General features: G+C 48.7%; 17 protein-coding genes. 12 read left to right on the top strand and 5 right to left on the bottom strand.

Translation table 11 applies throughout. From position 1 onward, the window contains the following. Positions 1-231 precede the first annotated feature (231 nt). Entirely contained in the window at positions 232-1,395 is a 1,164-nt protein-coding gene (gene hemH, locus OXH18_RS23800) for a ferrochelatase (RefSeq protein WP_268610009.1), read from the bottom strand. A gap of 212 nt (positions 1,396-1,607) precedes the next feature. Between hemH and OXH18_RS23795 the strand changes: the two genes are divergently transcribed. The 10 genes from OXH18_RS23795 to OXH18_RS23750 all read left to right on the top strand — a co-directional run bounded on the left by OXH18_RS23795 (position 1,608) and on the right by OXH18_RS23750 (position 12,057). Then, positions 1,608-2,834, top strand: coding sequence for a site-specific integrase (locus OXH18_RS23795; RefSeq protein WP_268610008.1), 1,227 nt, complete (start codon positions 1,608-1,610; stop codon positions 2,832-2,834). 148 nt (positions 2,835-2,982) lie between these two features. Continuing rightward, the gene (locus tag OXH18_RS23790; RefSeq protein ID WP_268610007.1) at positions 2,983-3,171 is read left to right on the top strand and encodes a CPXCG motif-containing cysteine-rich protein; all 189 of its coding nucleotides are present in this window, start codon (positions 2,983-2,985) and stop codon (positions 3,169-3,171) included. Positions 3,172-3,177: 6 nt separating this feature from the next. After that, positions 3,178-3,333 (top strand): hypothetical protein, encoded by a 156-nt coding sequence (locus OXH18_RS23785; RefSeq protein WP_268610006.1) that lies wholly within the window; start codon positions 3,178-3,180, stop codon positions 3,331-3,333. A gap of 109 nt (positions 3,334-3,442) precedes the next feature. Further along, a complete protein-coding gene (locus OXH18_RS23780) occupies positions 3,443-4,378 on the top strand; it encodes a putative selenate ABC transporter substrate-binding protein (protein ID WP_315874791.1) in 936 nt (311 codons plus the stop codon). A 10-nt stretch (positions 4,379-4,388) separates the two neighbouring features. After that, positions 4,389-5,162, top strand: coding sequence for a phosphonate ABC transporter ATP-binding protein (locus tag OXH18_RS23775; protein ID WP_268610002.1), 774 nt, complete (start codon positions 4,389-4,391; stop codon positions 5,160-5,162). After that, on the top strand, positions 5,159-6,886 hold the full coding sequence (locus tag OXH18_RS23770; protein ID WP_268610001.1) for a PhnE/PtxC family ABC transporter permease: 1,728 nt from the start codon (positions 5,159-5,161) through the stop codon (positions 6,884-6,886). Before OXH18_RS23775 ends, OXH18_RS23770 begins: the two co-directional genes overlap by 4 nt. Before the next feature lie 182 nt (positions 6,887-7,068). Next, on the top strand, positions 7,069-7,899 hold the full coding sequence (locus OXH18_RS23765) for a tetratricopeptide repeat protein (protein WP_268610000.1): 831 nt from the start codon (positions 7,069-7,071) through the stop codon (positions 7,897-7,899). 222 nt (positions 7,900-8,121) lie between these two features. Then, positions 8,122-9,435 (top strand): branched-chain amino acid ABC transporter permease, encoded by a 1,314-nt coding sequence (locus OXH18_RS23760; RefSeq protein WP_268609999.1) that lies wholly within the window; start codon positions 8,122-8,124, stop codon positions 9,433-9,435. Next, complete coding sequence (locus OXH18_RS23755; RefSeq protein ID WP_268609998.1) at positions 9,425-10,309, top strand: ABC transporter ATP-binding protein; 885 nt, start codon at positions 9,425-9,427, stop codon at positions 10,307-10,309. Before OXH18_RS23760 ends, OXH18_RS23755 begins: the two co-directional genes overlap by 11 nt. 206 nt (positions 10,310-10,515) lie before the next feature. Then, complete coding sequence (locus tag OXH18_RS23750) at positions 10,516-12,057, top strand: serine/threonine protein kinase (RefSeq protein WP_268613247.1); 1,542 nt, start codon at positions 10,516-10,518, stop codon at positions 12,055-12,057. A gap of 42 nt (positions 12,058-12,099) precedes the next feature. Here the strand turns inward: OXH18_RS23750 and OXH18_RS23745 are convergent, their stop codons facing one another. Further along, positions 12,100-12,987 carry a universal stress protein gene (locus OXH18_RS23745; protein ID WP_268609997.1) on the bottom strand — a complete coding sequence of 296 codons (888 nt, stop codon included), beginning with the start codon at positions 12,985-12,987 and terminating at the stop codon, positions 12,100-12,102. A gap of 502 nt (positions 12,988-13,489) precedes the next feature. Then, positions 13,490-13,684, bottom strand: a complete 195-nt coding sequence (locus OXH18_RS23740; RefSeq protein ID WP_268609996.1) for an NblA/ycf18 family protein — start codon at positions 13,682-13,684, stop codon at positions 13,490-13,492. 1,054 nt (positions 13,685-14,738) lie between these two features. Between OXH18_RS23740 and OXH18_RS23735 the strand changes: the two genes are divergently transcribed. Both OXH18_RS23735 and pirA read left to right on the top strand, forming a co-directional pair. Next, entirely contained in the window at positions 14,739-14,933 is a 195-nt protein-coding gene (locus OXH18_RS23735; protein WP_268609995.1) for a chlorophyll a/b-binding protein, read from the top strand. A 131-nt stretch (positions 14,934-15,064) separates the two neighbouring features. Next, the gene (pirA, locus tag OXH18_RS23730; RefSeq protein WP_268609994.1) at positions 15,065-15,235 is read left to right on the top strand and encodes an arginine synthesis PII-interacting regulator PirA; all 171 of its coding nucleotides are present in this window, start codon (positions 15,065-15,067) and stop codon (positions 15,233-15,235) included. A 570-nt stretch (positions 15,236-15,805) separates the two neighbouring features. Here pirA and OXH18_RS23725 read toward each other — a convergent pair. Both OXH18_RS23725 and atpA read right to left on the bottom strand, forming a co-directional pair. Continuing rightward, positions 15,806-16,759: a F0F1 ATP synthase subunit gamma gene (locus OXH18_RS23725; RefSeq protein WP_268609992.1), complete on the bottom strand. Its 954-nt coding sequence runs from the start codon at positions 16,757-16,759 to the stop codon at positions 15,806-15,808. Between the two features lie 123 nt (positions 16,760-16,882). Continuing rightward, the gene (atpA, locus tag OXH18_RS23720; RefSeq protein WP_268609990.1) at positions 16,883-18,403 is read right to left on the bottom strand and encodes a F0F1 ATP synthase subunit alpha; all 1,521 of its coding nucleotides are present in this window, start codon (positions 18,401-18,403) and stop codon (positions 16,883-16,885) included. Positions 18,404-18,455: the final 52 nt, after the last annotated feature.

Below are 18,455 nucleotides of genomic sequence, written 5' to 3'. Positions count from 1 at the left end.
TAATTTATTCACTACCTCTACCACTGTGGCAGTGGCAGGCAGCGCGACGACAGTGCCTTTAATTATCTTAATTGCGGTACTGGCTAATTTTTTCAATGTACCGTCTTGCGGGTTCTGCCCTGCTTTTGCCAGGGTGCTGACCTGCTCCAGGGCCTCGGTCTTATCAGTAGCAGATCGATCGTCCCTCTTGTTTCGTTGGTGTTTATGTTCGTTTTTGCTTTGCTCTTGTTCTTACAACAACCCCACAAAATGCAAGGGTCCATGCCCGCTGATCAACTCAATTAGTAGGGCAATAAAGCCGATCATCGCTAAGCGACCATTCCACACCTCAGCCGCTGTTGTCATGCCCCATTCCCACCGCTCCTGCGGATACATCTTCACCTGTTTCCGCATCTGTGGCACTTCTGACAGCTTTAGGCTAGGTGCGTTTACTGCCGACACGACCATCTCGGCCAAATCATCGATGAATACCGGATGGGTATTGAGAGCCGGCACGCGCTGAAAATGGTGAATGCCAGCTTCCTCGGCTAATTCGCGATATTCAATATCAATCTCTTGTAAGGTTTCGATGTGCTCTGAGACAAAACTAATCGGTACAACCAGCAAGTTCTCTACACCTTGTTCAGCCAGTTCAGGAATTGCTTCTTCGGTGTAAGGCTTCAGCCACTCTACAGGCCCAACCCGACTTTGATACGCCAGAGTATAGGCATTTGGGCGGTTTAGCGTTTGCATGATTAAGGCAGTACATTCTTCAATCTCCTGTTGGTAGGGGTCGCCCGCTTCTTCAACGTAGCTGAGTGGCACCCCGTGGGCACTGAAGAAAATGTGAACGCTGTCTGGCTCAGGAAATTGATCGAGTTCTTGAGCAATTAACTGTGCCATAGCTTGACGATAGCCCGATCGTGCATACCAAGAAGGAATCACCGTATGATCAATCCGATGCAGCGAGGGGTCTTCTTGCCAAAGCCGATCGAGCAATCGAAAGCTTGACCCACTGGTGCTAATCGAAAACTGAGGATAGAGTGGCAGAATGACCAATCGCTCAATATTGTCCCGCTTGATTCGAGCAATCGCCTCCTCGGTAAATGGATGCCAGTAGCGCATTCCGATGTAAACTTGCGCATCCTGCCCCCGTTGTCTCAACGATGCTTGCAAGGCTTGAGCTTGCTCTTCAGTAATGCGACGCAGCGGCGACCCTCCACCAATCATCTTGTAGTTTTCTTGGGACTTGCGGGCGCGAGTCGTAGAAATTAGCCATGCTAATGGTTTTTGTAGCCAAGTAAACGGCAAGCGGATAATTTCTGGGTCGGAAAATAAGTTAAATAGAAAGGGACGAACGTCCTCTAACTGGTCTGGACCTCCCAGATTCAGTAACAACACACCAACACGACCCATAGTTACCACAGCTTCCTTGTCTTTAATATTTGTTACCGATTTTAACAATAATCTTTTTTAATTTCAGCGTATTTAGTTAGCAGAAATTCTCAACATTTCAACCTTACTGAGACAGCAAGGCTCGATCGCCACTTAATTGGTTCAGACCATTCTTAGATTAAAGACCGACAACGCTCTGACTGCAAGTTCTTCGCCGAGTGGACTCAATCAAAATGCCATCTTCCTCATTCCCATCTGCTCAAATTCCGAAAGCAATTGCCACTATCGATCGGCAGATTTTACAAACCAATCAGCGCTTAAAGGCGGCGCGGTTGGGACTGCGAATTGAGCGACGAGGTCACACATTAAATTTACGTGGAACGTTGCCACCACGCCCAGGTAGCCATCGTCTTCGCAACTATCAGCAGCGTATTAGTCTGAATTTGCCCGCTACCCCAGCCGGGTTGAAGCAAGCCGAGCAAGAAGCCAAAATTATTGCGGCTCAGATCATTCAAAATACATTTGACTGGCATGAGTATCTGCCTGTAGTGGGCGGTGGACGCTTGAGCCAAATGGATATCTCAGAAAAGCTAGCCGCGTTCAAAGCTGATTTTTTCGAGCAAGCACTTCAGAAATCTAGCATTGCTTCGGTCAGAACAACTTGGGAGAAAGCCTATTGGCCCTATATTCAAAAACTAGAAACGATCGCCCAAGCCTCGCCCCAGCTAAGTTTGTCGGAAGCGATCTATGCAGCCATTGACTCCACTCGTCCCAACTCTCGCAGTCGGCAGATCTGTTGTACGGCGCTAGCAGCCTTGGCCAAATTCCTGCATGTGGAATTGCCGATCGATCTCAAAACGCTATGGGGCAACTATAGTCCTAGCCGTACCCAACTGCGCAATCTTCCGTCAGATCAAGAGATTGTCAGCTTTTTTAACCAGATTCCCAATCCAGCTTGGCGCTGGGTGTATGGCATCATAGCTACCTATGGCTTACGCAATCATGAGGTATTTTTCTGTGACTATAGCGCCCTTGAAACGGGCAATGTAGAGGCAATGGTGGAAGTTCTGGGTACCACAAAAACTGGAAATCACGAAGTTTGGCCGTTTCATCCGGAATGGGTAGAACAGTTCAACTTACGGCAAATTCAGCTACCTGCGATCGAAACCGACCTAAATCACACTACACTTCAACGCATTGGGCAACTGGTATCCCGACAGTTTCGCCGCTATCAACTTCCCTTTTCGCCGTATGATCTCCGCCATGCTTGGGCCGTGCGTACCATCCACTTTGGACTACCAGATGCGGTAGCAGCGCGGATGATGGGGCATTCCGTCACCATTCATACCCGTACCTATCACCGCTGGCTTACCCATCGCGACCAGCAACAAGCCGTCCAAGCAGCCCTGAATCAAACAAAACGCCGAGCTTCTCTAGCAAGCGATATCAGGACCGATTGAAATCTGGTAGACAACTTGACACAAAGTAGGAACCAAATCACTCAGCACAAATTACTCAGCAATCGATCGCTCTGCGCATCTGCTTTCAACTTGACTGTCTTTCAACTTAACTGTCAGAGACCAAAACTAGGGACCAAACCTTGTCAAAATGGAAAATACAGCCGAATATCAATGCGCTTACTGTGGCGAACCCAATTTAACGTTTGTGGATCTTAGCGCTGGAGAATATCAATCCTATGTGGAAGACTGCCAAGTTTGCTGCCGCCCTAACATTTTGTATATCTCCATTGATCCAGACCGTTTAGAGATTGACATTAATAGTGAGTATGAAGGATAAACCAGCATGAATTTGGTACTGTTGTCCATGTCGGTGTTGATTGGTGTAATTATCACAAACATCATCAGCTTTCCGATTCACCTGCTGCATTTGCCCCACATTCCCCTGTGGTTAGGCTGGACGATCGGGCTCGGTTTGTTGTCTTGGCTACTAACAGAATAGAAAGGAATTGAGAGATGAGGGAAAAAAGAAAGGACACCATCAAGACGCAAAAGAGACACAACACGACCCAGCAGAACACAGACATAACTACGTGATTAAAACATTGAAGATGCTGCGAGTTTTGAGTTCTACCTTGATGCCAGCCCTGTTGGCGGTGCTTCTACCCTTAACTGCCTGTACACCTGGTTCTACCTCGAATCCTTCCGCCTCGTCTGAGGAGCCTACGACCACTCAGCCGTTCGTCACGGGGGCAATTCCCGATCAAGACCCCGAACAGCTTCAGCGCCTCTACAGTAAGCTATCAGACTACCTGAGTGAAGCATTGGGCGTGCCTGTGGAGTATCAACCCGTCACCGATTATGCAGCGGCTGTGACAGCGTTTCGGGTGGGTGATCTGGACATGGTTTGGTTTGGGGGACTTACCGGGGTACAGGCACGGTTGCAAGTTCCTGGGGCTGAGGCGATTGCCCAACGGGACATTGACGCCGAGTTTCACAGTGTGTTTATTGCTAACAAGGCATCTGGCATTGAACCGATTGACGATATCAGCGAACTGCAAGTCTTGAAAGATCACACCTTTACCTTTGGCAGCGAATCGTCCACTTCTGGACGGCTGATGCCACAGTATTTTTTGCAACAAGGAAATGTATCGTTGGATGCCTTTAAGGGCGAGGTTGGGTTTTCGCAAAATCACGATGCCACCATCAAACTTGTAGAAGCAGGCACCTACGACGCAGGAGTGTTGAATGAGCAGGTGTGGAACCAGCGCGTGGAAGCTGGAGAGGTTGACCTAGACAAGGTGCAGGTGATTTGGCGATCGCCCGCTTATTATGACTATCACTGGGTGATCAATCCAGACGTGAACGATCGCTATGGCGATGGTTTTGTGGAAAAAGTGCAAGCTGCACTGTTAGCCCTTGATCCGACTGTGCCGGAACACCAAGAGATTCTGGAGTTGTTTGGAGCCGATCGATTTATTCCCACGGAAAATTCCAACTATTCGCAAATTGAAGAAATTGGTCGGCAGATCGGCAAAATTCAGTAAGACTCTGGCAATGTACCCAAGCACATCGCCTGTTTTGGAGTTAAAGCAGGTGTCTCATCGGTTCGATCGCATTTCGGCACTGCATCACCTGAACCTACAAATTCGATCCGGGGAACGAGTAGCGCTGATTGGCTCCAGTGGCGCGGGCAAAAGTACGCTCTTGAAACTGCTAAACGGTACGCTGTTGCCAACCCAGGGTGAGGTATGGGCGTTGGGGTATCCGTTAAGTCAGTTGTCTGGTTCCAAACGGCGACGGGTACAGCGGCAGATTGGCACGATCTACCAGCAGTTTCACTTGGTGGATAATCTGGCGGTGATCCACAATGTCAATGCGGGGCACTTGGGCACTTGGCCGTTTTGGAAAGCGGCTCTATCATTGCTCTATCCTCTAGAGGTAGAAACGGCGGCTAAGGCTCTGCATCGCGTTGGCATTCCCGAAAAGCTGTACGAGCGCACCGATCGCTTGTCGGGAGGGCAGCAGCAACGAGTCGCCATTGCACGGGTGTTGGTACAAAATCCCGCGATAATTTTGGCGGATGAACCGGTAGCTAGCCTTGATCCTGAACGTAGCCGCGAGATCATGGCCCTGCTGCAATCGTTAGTGCAAGACTTGCGTCGCACCTTGATAATTAGCCTACATTCGGTTGAACTAGCACAGATCTACTGCGATCGCATCATTGGTTTGCGTCACGGACAAATCATGTTCGATGTGCCAGCGGCTCAGCTTACTACTGCCATGATTGATGATCTATATCGTTTAAAATCTCCTGAATCTCCTGCATGACGGTTCGATCGTCCCTTCCCCCTCGTCCCTGGTTCCCACCTGTCCTACGCTGGGGATTGGTCGGCATCGCCGCGATCGGGCTTTCGCTGTGGACAACTGGCGTGTTTCAGCAGGAGGTTTTGAATCCTAGAGGACTACCACAACTAGCACGGTTTTTTGCAGCCGCCTTGCAGCCGGATTTCAGCGCCGACTTTCTGTACCTCACCTGGACTGCAACGCAGATCACCCTGGCTTATGCAGTGTGTGGCACAACGCTAAGCATTGGGTTTGGACTGATCGGCGGCTTGCTTTGCTGCGAAATTTGGTGGCTAGCTTGGTTTCCCCATCATGCGTTTCCCCGTAACCTACGAACCCTGTTACGAGCCGGACTTGCCGTTCCTCGTGCTATTCACGAATTGATTTGGGGCTTATTTTTTGTCAACATTTTCGGACTCGATCCATTGGTGGGCATTCTGGCGATCGCAGTTCCCTATAGCGCGATTGTGGCCAAAGTGTTTTCAGACCTGCTTGATGAAACCCCCCGTCAACCGCTAATTACCTTACTTAATAGTGGCGTTGCGCCGCCGATCGCTTTTCTCTACACCCTATTGCCCCAGGCATTTCTGAATCTGCTGTCCTATAGCTTTTATCGGTTTGAGTGCTCCATTCGATCGGCAGCGGTGCTCGGCATCATCGGTGCAGGCGGACTGGGCTACCAAATTTTGCTCAGCCTTCAGTCATTGCGCTACGAACAACTGTGGACACTGTTTTTGGCTCTGTTCTTACTGACAGGCAGCGTTGATCTTACCAGTGCCCTGTTGCGCCAGCGGTTGGGATCTCCAAGCCGCCTGGATTTAAACTGGCGACGGCAAGCCGTTTCTCAATCCCCGACTCCCCCATTCTCAAATCAGCAGGTTTCCCAATTCTGGTGGCAGCATCGCCCCACGATCGCCATCCTAATGTCCCTGTGGTTCATCCCTTTCTGCTTTTGGACGGTTCAGGCTGACTTCAGTAAACTTTGGTCGCGGCGTACCCTAACTCTATTACAAGACATTGGGCAATCGGTTTGGCCACCGATCGTTAGCCCAGATCAATTCGGATTGCTGCTGAAACTTTCTGGACAAACGATCGCGATGTCGATTTTGGCGATTGCTCTAGCCGGACTTGGAGGAATCGTGCTGTCTTTTCCTGCGGCACACAATTTCTTGCTGCCGGGCAGTTTTCTCAGTCACTCTCGACAGCATTGGTTCCATCGCAGCTTGGCATGGGTTGGTTATGTGGCAACGCGATCGCTGTTGTTAATTGCTCGCGCTATTCCGGCTCCGATTTGGGCACTGGTGGTGTTGTTTGTGGTGTTTCCCGGCACCCTACCCGGAGCGATCGCCTTGGGGTTACACAATATGGGGATTTTGGGACGGCTGATGGCAGAAGTGAACGAAAACCTGAATCAACGCCCGCTGGTGGCGCTAAAGTCCCAAGGAGCACCCGCTAGTTTAGTGTTTTTGTATGGCGTCTTGCCACTAACCTTAACTCGGTTTCTGGCTTATATTCTCTACCGCTGGGAAGTTTGTACCCGCGAGACGGTGATTGTGGGCTTGGTGGGGGCAGGGGGATTGGGGCGGTTGCTCACCGAACAATTGAGCAGCTTTGCCTATCAACAAGTGCTGGTGACGTTGGGGTGTTTTGTACTGCTCACTTTTGCGGTTGATTGGGTCAGTGGGGCTGCTAGACGATCGCTGCGGTAAATGCCACTCCAAGATTTCTAGCTGTGAATTTTTTAGCTGTGAATTTGATTTCACCCCCTCGAAGTGGGAACACTAAACTAGCCAGTTCAGGGGTCATAGCATTTACCATTTCTGAATTCATTCTGTAGAGACGACTTTCTTCTATAGAGGCAACCAGTCGATTATCTCTACTCAGATTCACTATGAGCCACCATCCAGAGAGCCACTATCAAGACCTCAAAACCTTATACGAACAGGGACACGCCCTTTATCGAGTAGGGCGCTATGAAGGTGCGGTTGCCCGCTTTGATAAAGTCCTCGATCGCCAACCCGATCATTATGAAGCTTGGAGTGAACGGGGCTGTGCCTTATACGAACTAGGCTTACATGAAGACGCAATTGCCAGTTTTGAACGAGCCATTGACATTAAACCCAAGTTTGCCATGGCTTGGCATGGCAAAGGCATTGCCCTGGCTAAACTAGGACGCCATGAAGCTGCCCTCGAAAGCTTCAGTCGAGCGCTCAAATTTGATGCCAATGATGCTAAAGTCTGGTACAACCAAGGGCAATCCTACAGTTGCCTCTATCGCTATCGAGAAGCCATCGCTAGTTTTGAGCGGGCGATCGAACTCAAGCCCGATCACTATCGAACGTGGTACAGCCGAGCAGTGGCGTTGGCAGCCCTACGGCGCTACGACGACGCCCTGTCCTGTCTAGAGACTGTCCTGACTTTAAAGCGCACTTGCTTCTATGCTTGGAACTATCGAGGGTTGGTGCTGATCAAACTCGATCGCCTGGTAGACGCAATCATTAGTTTCGATACCTCCCTCAACTACAAATCGGATAATCCTAATGCCTGGTATGGGAAAGCCTGCGCCTATGTCAGGCAAGGCAATTTGGAGCAAGCTATCAAATATCTACATCGAGCGATCATTCTCAGCCCGAACCTGTATCGAGTCATGGCTCAAACCGATGCGTATTTTGATGCCATTCGTGATACTGATGCGTTTCGAAATTTGATGAACAGTCGCTAGAAACTCGCCGAAGAAGCACCTGTTCAAATCTTTTTTGGCATTACCGAATTTAAGCATGATTTGCCATCCCTGATCCCCACTGTCAGGGTGTTTCACAAAATGCCCTAACAAGAGCCATATCTCCGAGCAACAACGCCTATTTTTTCAAAAAATGATACAAAACAGGAGTCCATCAGCCTTTACGATCGCTGATATCTCTTTATGTGACTGCCCCAAACAATCATGCAAGGCTTTATTGTTTCTCTAATCATCTTCGCAGCCACCTTTGCCATCTTTGGGTTAGGACTCAATTTGCAATGGGGATTCACCGGGCTAATTAACTTTGGACATGTAGCGTTCATGACGCTGGGAGCCTACACCACGGTACTGCTAGCGCTCAGAGGGGTACCCCTAATTTTTGCTGTACTGGCCGGAGCCGCTGTCGCTGCTTTGCTGGGTCTGCTAATTGGCTTCTCCACCTTGCGATTACGCACAGATTATTTAGCGATCGTGACGATTGGCGTATCCGAACTGTTACGTTTGGTGGCAATCAATGAAACCTGGCTGACTCGCGGCACGGCTGGCATTCAGCGCTTTCCCCTGCCCCTAGCTAATTTCAACCCTGGACTGCCCATTCGGATTGCTATGATTGCTGTTCTCTTAGGAGTCATGGGGTTGGGATATTGGCAGTGGTGGAAGTGGTTACAGCAACAGGTGAAAACCATTCCTTCAGAAGGGTTGCTAAAAAGTGGGTTGGCCGCCTTGGGATATGTCACCTCCTGTGGTCTACTGCTCTATGGCATTGGACTGGTGGCTAGGGAACTGAAACTCGCTAATACGATTCCTGCGGGCGTGCTTGGATTAGGGCTATTAGCTGCTGTGATCGGTACAATCGTTCTCTATAGCTGGCTTGGACAGCGCATCATGCCGCGATTAGATGCCTGGACACCCGGACTAACGATCGTATGTAATGTGATTCTGGCATTGCTAAGCCTTTGGGTGTTGCGGTTTGCGGTCAGTGCACTTTATACCTACGATCGCAATCCCTCCAAAACCGGGCTGATGTTCCTGGCTGTTCTAACGGTAGCGTTGCTGTACTGGGCTTTGGAAAAACTAGTGCGATCGCCCTGGGGTCGAGTGCTCAAGGCTATCCGTGAAGACGAAGACGTGGCCAGAGCTTTAGGCAAAAATGTGTTTTGGTACAAGCTGCAATCGCTGATGTTGGGTGGCGCAATCGCTGGAATCGCCGGAGCTTTCTATGCTTGGCAACTCACCACCGTTTATCCCGACAACTTTCAACCCCTAGTGACATTCAACGCCTGGACGATTGTAGTGTTAGGGGGGGCAGGCAGCAACGCTGGAACCCTACTGGGAGCCGCCATCTTCTGGGCTTATGATACCATCACTCGATTTGTGCTACGGGATATTATCCCCCTAGAAGACGCCCGACTGGGAGCCTTCCGCGTCATGGTGATTGGGTTATTGCTGATTGTCTTAATGATGTGGCGACCCCAAGGTATTTTAGGCAAGAAGGAGGAACTGACCCTTGGACGATAGGCAACAACAAAGGATGCACGATGAGAGTAGAAGGACGAACAGAGATGCAATTGACTCTAAATCCCACTCTCGATTCCCCACTCCCGATTCCCCACTCCCGATTCCCCACTCCCCACTTCCCTCTCTCCTCACCGCCACTCACCTCAGCAAATACTTTGGTGGCATCAAAGCGGTCGATCGCGCTTCGATCGAGGTGCCCCACGGTAGCATTACAGGGCTGATTGGCCCTAATGGAGCCGGAAAAACCACATTGTTTAATTTGCTAGCCAACTTCACTCGTCCTGACAGTGGTGAGGTGATCTTTGATGGCAATGCCATTCATCATCTGCCATCTCACCAAATTGCTCAACTTGGCATGGTGCGCACGTTTCAGGTAGCACGGGTGCTTTCCCGACTGTCAGTCATGGAAAACATGCTACTGGCAGCCCAGCAGCAAACAGGCGAAAATTTTTGGAATGTGTGGTTTCGCCCTGGAAAAACGGCTCGGCAAGAACGGCAGCAGCGTGAACTCGCGAGCGAAATTTTGGAGTCGGTAGGACTATCGCACATGGCTCAGTCCTATGCGGGAGCACTTTCGGGCGGGCAACGAAAGCTGCTAGAGATTGCCCGAGCCATGATGGTGCAGCCCAAGCTGATTTTGTTAGACGAACCCGCCGCAGGGGTAAATCCTACCCTGATTAATCAGATTTGTAATCACATTCAACGCTGGAACCAGGAAGGCATTACCTTTTTGATTATTGAACACAACATGGATGTGATTATGTCCCTGTGCGATCGCGTTTGGGTATTAGCCGAGGGACGCAATTTAGCATCTGGCACGCCGGCTGAAGTACAACGCAATCCAGCCGTATTGGAAGCTTATCTGGGGCAATAGTTCACACAACTATTACAAAGGGTTGCTACGTTTGTTACAAATACTGGCAAATGTGGGAATTCTTTACCTACGGCAATCGCTGGCACCAAAGCAAGGCATTTTACTGAACCCACCCCCCTATTTTTTGTTCTTTCCTGTTCCCTATTGACATCGTAAATCACTCCTCAGGTCTGGGCCAGCATCTGGTCTAAGAAGAGTCCCCCATGATGAAAGACCCCAACATTGGGCGAATTTTGCAAGGACGCTATCAATTAGCGCGACTATTGGGCCAAGGTTCGATGGGTCGAGTGTATGGAGCCGATGATATTACCTTGGGCGGGGTACCTGTTGCCATTAAATTTCTTTCCCAAACGCTTCTGAATGGCAAAATGCGATCGCGATTTGAGCGAGAGGCTAAAACCTGTGCCCAGTTGGGGCAACGCAGTATTCACATCGTTCGTGTTACAGACTATGGCATAGACGAGGAGGGTATTCCGTTTTATGTGATGGAATACCTCAGGGGTGATAACCTCAGCAGTTTGATCAGCCGCCAGCCGCTCTCCATTCCTCGATTTCTGCATCTGTGTCGCCAGATTTGTTTAGGGCTACAGTGCGCCCATGAAGGCATTCACATCGACGGGGAGCTTTACCCAATCGTACATCGCGACATCAAACCCAGCAATATCCTAGTTAGCCAAAACGACAGCTTCGGAGAATTGACCAAAATCCTTGATTTCGGCATTGCCAAGGTCATGCAAGCTGAAGCCAGTCAAACCAATTGCTTTATGGGAACGTTGGCCTATTCCTCTCCTGAACAAATGGAAGGACGGGAACTGGATGCTCGATCGGACATCTACAGTTTGGGTGTGATGATGTTTCAGATGTTGACTGGGCGCATGCCGCTGCACGCCAACACCCACAGCTTTGGCGGTTGGTACAAAGCTCATCACTTTCAACCACCACAATCTTTTGAGACTGCCAACCCCAGCATTAAACTTTCGCGAACGCTAGAGAGATTGGTGATGAGTTGTTTGGCCAAATCTCCAACCGATCGCCCTCAAACGGTAGCAGAGATTTTGACAACCCTGGCGCCGTTGGAAGAGCGTTACGGTACAGGACGACAGATTGCCCGACGCATTGGAGCCTCGCTGTCGCGCCTGACTACACCGCCGTACCTGAAAGAATCCAACACGCTCTCTGCCAACGATGCCTGCCGATTCGCCACTTGGCCTGCCAATATGCCGATCGCTGAAATTGTTTTTTCTAGAGCCATCGCCTGCCATGAAGGCATCATTCCTACACTGTGGGTGATGTTGCCGCTGGTAGAAATTCAAAAGCGGACGAAATGCACGCGCTATAATCAGTTTTTGTTTTTAGAACTACCGCATCCAATGACGCTGTGGCTGACGGTGTTGTATAACGAACAGCATGGCCCACGATGGTTGCCGTGTTATCTCGATCTAAAAACTGCTCAAGGGCAGCAAATGGTGCAATTGCTAGGGCAGCACCAACACTATCGCCTTTTGTTCTTTGCGCAAGAAAATCCTAAACACTGCTACTTAATTCAGATCTCAACCATTGCGGCGGCACAATGCAAACTATTACAACAATGGGCTGCGATCGGGCAACGGTTTTCAGCCACACCTAATCCTAGCCTCAGTAAAGACTACCTTAAAGGCGCACTTGAAGACATCAAGCCCCAAATTCTTCTAAAACTAGAGTCGTTATACGATCGCCAAGGCGACGATCCACCCAGCCAGTTGTTTTAATGTTTTAATGCAGTCATGGGCTTGAACGGTCGAACCTGAGCCTCACTTCCGCTGCATTGGAAAATAGATGACCGGGTGCCAACTGCGCCGTAACAAGTCCCCTGTGAAACTAGATGTAGACAGTTCTAAAATTTTGCCCATGCTGTCAGATGCAGACACGATCGCAGTAATGTCGTAAATTTGTGCTGCCATCAGAACTTCTGACACAGGAACACCCTGCAATACCTCAGTACTGACCTTCAAATCAAGGGTTTCGAGATCGGCTTTTACTTTCTCTAACTCTGCTTGGGCCTTCTTGGCTTCCTCTTTGACCAAATCAGCCAAGGCTCTGCGACGTACCTCTTCCACCACCCAGCAAAGTAAGCATTCCTCTAGCGACTCTGGGGCACGATTTTGAGCCAAGCGTTTCACCTGATTGACCAGATACTTGGCAACATCACTGCCATCATAGGGAATCAGGAAATAGCGGAATAAGTGCCGACAGCGCAAGTTCAATTCTTCTACGGTGTAAGTAGACAGCAATTGAGGGCGAAAGACAAGTAAGGGAACCTTCGTTCGTTGGCAAAGGGCCATCGTGGTACTGCCAAATAGCTTTTCGGTCAACAGGCTACGGCTTTGAGTCCCCATTAATACAATGTCAGAACGGTAGGTATCCACGGTGTCGAGAATGCGATCGACAGGCTGCCCACACTGAACTTCAACGTGAACTTCAACTCCGTTAGGGGTATGATTTTGAGCCACTGCCAGCTTTTGACGGGCTGCTTCCATGGCTTCTTTGTCGGCTCGGGGCACAGCTTGATCGCCCGACAGTGGAACAATGTGCAAAAACACAATTTGCTGAACACCACCAACCGCCAGACTGGGGACAAAGTCAACCAACCGCTGCAATCCATCGACAAGGTCTGTGCAAATCAAAAGGCGCTGAAACATGGCTAGCTTAGGCAGAATTATGAGCGAATTTGACCTCTCATAACCCTAACACTCTTGTACCATTCTTGATAGCCCAGCCTTGTTATCCCGTGAAACCGCCAGTAGAGATCTTTCACAGGATTTTCCACTCTGTGGGCTAATTTTGTAACTACTCTATTGATTGATAGGATTAAAGCTTTTTAGCGTTGCTAGAGTGGGAAACAAACTCACTAGCAGAGGCGATCGTGCTGAACCAGGTTGACGGGAACCATAACCCCGGAGTGTAGCGAATAACCAGGAAGCAGAGCATGAGCGAGCGGATACCATCCCACAAACTGAACGATAGATTCGCAAACGATGCAGCAACTCCACGGAAATACAAGCGCAAAACTTAGACGTAGAAGTTGAAGAACAATAAGTACAAAACTAAGCCATTAGGAAACGAGTTGTCGCCCCAACATCCCCAGCCCCTTTCCTCGCGAGAACAAAGCAAGAGAGGGAGGTTCCAACTACGTAACCTCAATTAAAATTGAGGACCTGATTCAATTCCCCACTGATGCTTGAGGAAGTGCTTATACATGGTTTCTCGTAACATCATTTGTTCATAGAGCTTAATAAGAAACTGCTGAGCTTGCTCTCTACTCATGTTGGCGACTTGATCTTGAAAAGAGCGAAGACTGAACTGCTGTTCTAGAGAAAGTTCGATCGGCTTATCCACAATAGACCTCCAAAAGGTGATGAGTGATAAACAATTGCGAGCATCGTGGTTCAAAGATTCAAGGGTTAAAGAATGATGAGCCAAGATTGCACCGCTGTTGATAAAGCAAATAAACGAAGCTAAGGAGTTGAATCCTAGGTTTGGGTATGAGTATGCCCATAACCATTCATGAACACCTTATTTATTACAAAAGATAACAATCGTTTGACAAAATGACCACCCCCTTAAGTTGTTTCTTTGGACAGATCTTTTGTTGTAAATAATAGAACTGTTACAGAGCAAGTATTTCAGGTTCAGCGATCGAGAATTTCAGCGACGCAGAAGTGAAATTGGGTTATATTTAGCAATCTCAACCCGGCAAAGTTGTTCAGACTGAACAGCTTTGCCAAATCGCTGAGGACGTTGCTTAATTCATAGCTAATACAGATTCCCTCAAGGACTATCAGTGGTTTTCCGCGCAAGGGTTCTGAATTTTCGTCAATTCTTAATGAAAAGGAGGGAAAAACCTAATACGTCTTATGAGAGAAATCAATAGGAAAACTGAAACAACTCGCAAGTAGAAAATGTATTCAAACTGACAAAATTTTGTATTTTAATTTTACTGATCTTATTTCAGTGACTAAAGCTACAAAGTTGTTTAGTTTCACCAGGATTTTGCCAATTCTTATCGGTTTTTTCAGGAACTTTAATAACAAAATCTCCTGACCGATTAGCTAGAAGGTACTCATTGCAAATGACGTTGCGATCGGTTCAGACTAAAGCAGCCTAGTCTAAATGGGGCATGTCACCTTTGCCAATCCAACCCCATCCCCCAACTTCTTCTCTCACGCAGAAAGAAGAGGAGCCGGATTGAAGCCTCTCTCCCAAAAACGAGGGATTTAGGGTAAGAGCAATGGACGTGACACGCTCCCATCTAGATCCTTGCTCTAACTCCTTGACGGAGATAAGCATCTCGCTGAAGCCTGAACTGGTTAGCTTATAGGCTAGAACATTGTCAAGGGAAAGAGAGTTTGATACCCTAGCTTCTTGCAAGGACTAGGGGCAACACATCATCATGACTTCTGAACAAACTTCTGCATCTCAATCCTCATCCCCACAATCAAATATTCAACCACCGGAACCTGCCTTTGGTTGGACAGATTATGCTGAACGGATTAATGGACGGTTTGCCATGATCGGGTTTGTGGCACTGCTGATTCTAGAACTCTTGACTCATCAAGATTTTTTTACCTGGATAGGAGTGCGATGACGCGAATTCTGAACGGGTGAATACCTCCGCCTCAATGACAAGAAATTCTGTAGCTTATGTTACTTTTTTCTTTTTGTGCTAACTTTAAAGATACTCCCCTTATCACAGAGTAGCTTGTAGAAATGTCCGCTATGAACAAAAATCGTCAACAACTGATTGCACAAACCACTCAATTGCACCGCGAAAACCTACGGAAAAATTTACAGCGTCGTCTAGAGGTCGCTAGAGCGCAAGGCAACACAGAATTGGTACGCCAGCTTGAAGCCGAAGCAAACTACATCGGTTTGGCTAGTTTGGGCTAGGATGACTGCTCCGCTGAGCCTACAGATGTAACTAGCGTGATCTAGATCTCTCTATTTAATTCAGTTTATTGGTCAAGGCACTGATGTTTTAGGTGCTAAGGATATCCTGCTGCGAAGTGGCAGCACCTAAATGAGCACCTAGTAAAAACTACGAGAAGGGTACGGATCGATCCGTGCCTTTTTTGTAGTTTTTACTGTCATCCTTCAACATGAGCCAGATAACCCAGCAGAGGCTATGACAACAGCCGAGACTGAACTTGAAAAGATAGTAGCCTCAACCATAGAAAATTAACTAGATGTATCAATAGGTCGGAAACTTCGTATTCCGAATCGCCCCTATTCCCCAACCTCTGCTCTTCTTTTGGGCATAGGGGGACAGATCAACATCCCGCTCTCAACGTAGGAGAGAGATTGGGGGTGAGGGCTAAAATTGGCAGCATGACCAGGGTCTTCAGCGTTCAGCGTTTTCACACACACTGTCCGAGGATTAATATGTCAGATATTGAGAGATGCCTTGAACAACGACAAGGTACAGATTGCTGCCACGGCGCGATTGTTGACACTCAAAAACTAGCCTGCAAGCGCATTAGCACCACCAACGACTTCAAGAATTTCCTGAGTAATAGCAGCTTGCCGCTCTTTGTTATAAGACAGGGTCAGTGTCTTAATTAATTCACTGGCATTATCGCTGGCGTTACTCATTGCCGTCATTCGGGCAGCTAATTCACTGGCGGCTGATTCTTGCAGTGCCCGCAGCAATTGGTTGTTTAAGTAGAGTGGTAACAAGGCATCCAAAATTTGGACTGGATCTTGTTCAAAGATCATATCTTTGGGCAAAACTCGGAACGACGTTGCCTCAACCTTTTGTCGCTCTACTTCAAATTCGCCTCCGCGTGTCGTCAATCGGAAGATTTCATCATCCGACGCTTCAAAGCCCTGTGGATCAAGCGGTAGTAGCGTTTGCACAACAGGACGAGAGCTAATAGTAGAAACAAATTTGGTGTAGATCAGTTCTACCCGATCGACCGTTTCCGAGAGAAACAACGACAGTAGCTCATCAGCAATTTGCGAGGCTTCACCCGCTGTTGGCACCTGTTCCAAGCCTGTGAACGTAGCGCTGATGGGTTGTTCGCGACGCTGGAAGTACTGAGTCGCTTTGCGACCGACTAAAATCAAACGATAGTCTAACCCTTCTGCTGCTAGTTCTTTGGCGCGCATCTCAGCGCGTTTAATCACATTAGCGTTGTATCCACCGCAGAGTCCTCGATCACCTGATACGACCAACAAACCCACCGTTTGCACGTCGCGCTTCCGTAACAGCGGTAGATTGACATCCTCGAATTGTAGTCGTGTCTGCAAGCCGTAGAGTACCTGGGCAAGGCGATCGGCAAATGGACGAGTGGCAATCACTTGTTCTTGAGCGCGGCGAACCTTGGCAGCCGCCACCAGCCGCATGGCTTCCGTAATTTTCTTTGTATTCTTGACCGATTGAATACGATCCCGAATTGCCTTGAGATTTGCCATAGCTAGAATTGGGAATTAGGGGTTAGGAAATTAGGAGTTAGGGGTTAGGAAGAAACCAAGGATCAGTCACGAAAAGCAACTTGAGTTCAAGAGCCTCAGTCCCTAGCCCCTAACATCATTAACTTAGGCTATTGCTGCAAAGGTCTTTTTGTATTCTGCAATAGCTTCCTTTAAAAGGGTTTCGGCTTCCTCATTCAATTGCTTGTCATTGGCAATAATTTCTCCATAGCGAGGCTTGCTGGTCTTGAGATAATCGCGCAGCCCCTTGGTGAAGTCAGTTACCTTTTCCACCGGAATATCATCTAAATATCCGTTAATTCCTGAATAAATCAGGGCTACCTGTTCGCCAACAGAAAGAGGCGAATACTGAGGCTGTTTGAGGATTTGCCGCAACCGCTGACCCCGCGCCAATTGATTTTGCGTTGCTTTATCCAAATCAGACGCAAATTGAGCAAATGCCTGAAGTTCGTCAAACTGAGCAAGCTCCAACTTCACCTTGCCCGCCACCTTCTTCATGGCCTTAGTTTGGGCTGCTGAACCTACACGAGATACGGAAATACCAGGGTTCACCGCTGGGCGCTGACCCGAGTTGAACAGGTTCGAGGACAAGAAAATCTGTCCATCGGTAATCGAAATCACATTGGTAGGAATATAAGCTGAAACGTCACCTGCTTGAGTTTCTACGATCGGTAAGGCGGTCATGCTACCACCACCTAGTTCATCGTTCAATTTAGCCGCCCGCTCTAGTAAACGAGAGTGGAGATAGAACACATCACCCGGATAGGCTTCTCGACCCGGTGGACGACGCAGCAACAGCGACATTTGACGATAGGCTTGAGCTTGCTTAGATAGGTCATCATACACCACCAGTGTGTGTCTGCCCTTATACATGAAGTATTCAGCGATCGACGCACCCGTGTAAGGAGCCAAATATTGCAGCGCCGCCGGATCATTCGCATTTGCCGCTACAACCACAGTATAGTCTAGTGCACCTCGCTCGCGGAAGACTTCCACCACCTGCGCCACCGTTGACGCTTTTTGACCAACCGCTACATAAACACAGATAACATCTCCCCCCTTCTGGTTGAGAATCGTGTCTACTGCGATGGTGGTTTTGCCGGTTTGCCGATCGCCAATGATCAGTTCTCGCTGACCCCGACCGATGGGAATCATAGCATCAATGGCGGTAATGCCGGTTTGCATCGGCTCACACACCGAGCGACGATCAATAATCCCCGGCGCACCAGATTCCAGCAAGCGAGTGTCAGAGGTTTGAATATCGCCCTTACCATCGATTGGGCGAGCCAGCGCATCAACCACCCGACCTAGCATGGCATCGCCTACAGGAATCGAAGCAATTTTGCTCGTAGCTGTTACAGTACTACCTTCTTGAATGTCTCGCCCTTCTCCCATCAATACTGCGCCCACATTGTCCTCTTCCAGATTCAGCGCAATACCGATCGTGCCATCCTCAAACTCTAGCAGTTCACTGGCCATGACTTGATCCAAGCCATAGACACGAGCGATACCATCTCCGACCGAAAGGACCGTTCCCACGTTTGTGGCTTTGACATCCTGGTCGTACTGCTGAATCTGCTGGCGAATAATATTGCTGATTTCGTCAGGTCTGATGCTAATTGCCATAGGGTTTTCTCTTGATAAAGGAGTTGGAGATTAAGAATTCAGGATTGGGAGT

This window comes from Thermocoleostomius sinensis A174 (genome assembly GCF_026802175.1).
In the GTDB taxonomy this organism is placed as follows: Bacteria; Cyanobacteriota; Cyanobacteriia; order Elainellales; family Elainellaceae; genus Thermocoleostomius; species Thermocoleostomius sinensis.
The sequence above is the reverse complement of the archived record's forward strand: the minus strand, read 5'-3'. Positions and strand labels throughout refer to the sequence as shown.

Bases quoted from the DNA above. Each gene is read 5' to 3' on its own strand.
- OXH18_RS23790 (WP_268610007.1), top strand. From the start codon at position 2,983: ATGGAAAATACAGCCGAATATCAATGCGCTTACTGTGGCGAACCCAAT.
- OXH18_RS23780 (WP_315874791.1), top strand. From the start codon at position 3,443: ATGCTGCGAGTTTTGAGTTCTACCTTGATGCCAGCCCTGTTGGCGGTG.
- OXH18_RS23770 (WP_268610001.1), top strand. From the start codon at position 5,159: ATGACGGTTCGATCGTCCCTTCCCCCTCGTCCCTGGTTCCCACCTGTC.
- OXH18_RS23760 (WP_268609999.1), top strand. From the start codon at position 8,122: ATGCAAGGCTTTATTGTTTCTCTAATCATCTTCGCAGCCACCTTTGCC.
- atpA (WP_268609990.1), bottom strand. From the start codon at position 18,403: ATGGCAATTAGCATCAGACCTGACGAAATCAGCAATATTATTCGCCAG.
- OXH18_RS23785 (WP_268610006.1), top strand. From the start codon at position 3,178: ATGAATTTGGTACTGTTGTCCATGTCGGTGTTGATTGGTGTAATTATC.
- OXH18_RS23735 (WP_268609995.1), top strand. From the start codon at position 14,739: ATGACTTCTGAACAAACTTCTGCATCTCAATCCTCATCCCCACAATCA.
- OXH18_RS23745 (WP_268609997.1), bottom strand. From the start codon at position 12,987: ATGTTTCAGCGCCTTTTGATTTGCACAGACCTTGTCGATGGATTGCAG.
- hemH (WP_268610009.1), bottom strand. From the start codon at position 1,395: ATGGGTCGTGTTGGTGTGTTGTTACTGAATCTGGGAGGTCCAGACCAG.
- pirA (WP_268609994.1), top strand. From the start codon at position 15,065: ATGAACAAAAATCGTCAACAACTGATTGCACAAACCACTCAATTGCAC.
- OXH18_RS23775 (WP_268610002.1), top strand. From the start codon at position 4,389: ATGTACCCAAGCACATCGCCTGTTTTGGAGTTAAAGCAGGTGTCTCAT.
- OXH18_RS23725 (WP_268609992.1), bottom strand. From the start codon at position 16,759: ATGGCAAATCTCAAGGCAATTCGGGATCGTATTCAATCGGTCAAGAAT.
- OXH18_RS23795 (WP_268610008.1), top strand. From the start codon at position 1,608: ATGCCATCTTCCTCATTCCCATCTGCTCAAATTCCGAAAGCAATTGCC.
- OXH18_RS23765 (WP_268610000.1), top strand. From the start codon at position 7,069: ATGAGCCACCATCCAGAGAGCCACTATCAAGACCTCAAAACCTTATAC.
- OXH18_RS23750 (WP_268613247.1), top strand. From the start codon at position 10,516: ATGAAAGACCCCAACATTGGGCGAATTTTGCAAGGACGCTATCAATTA.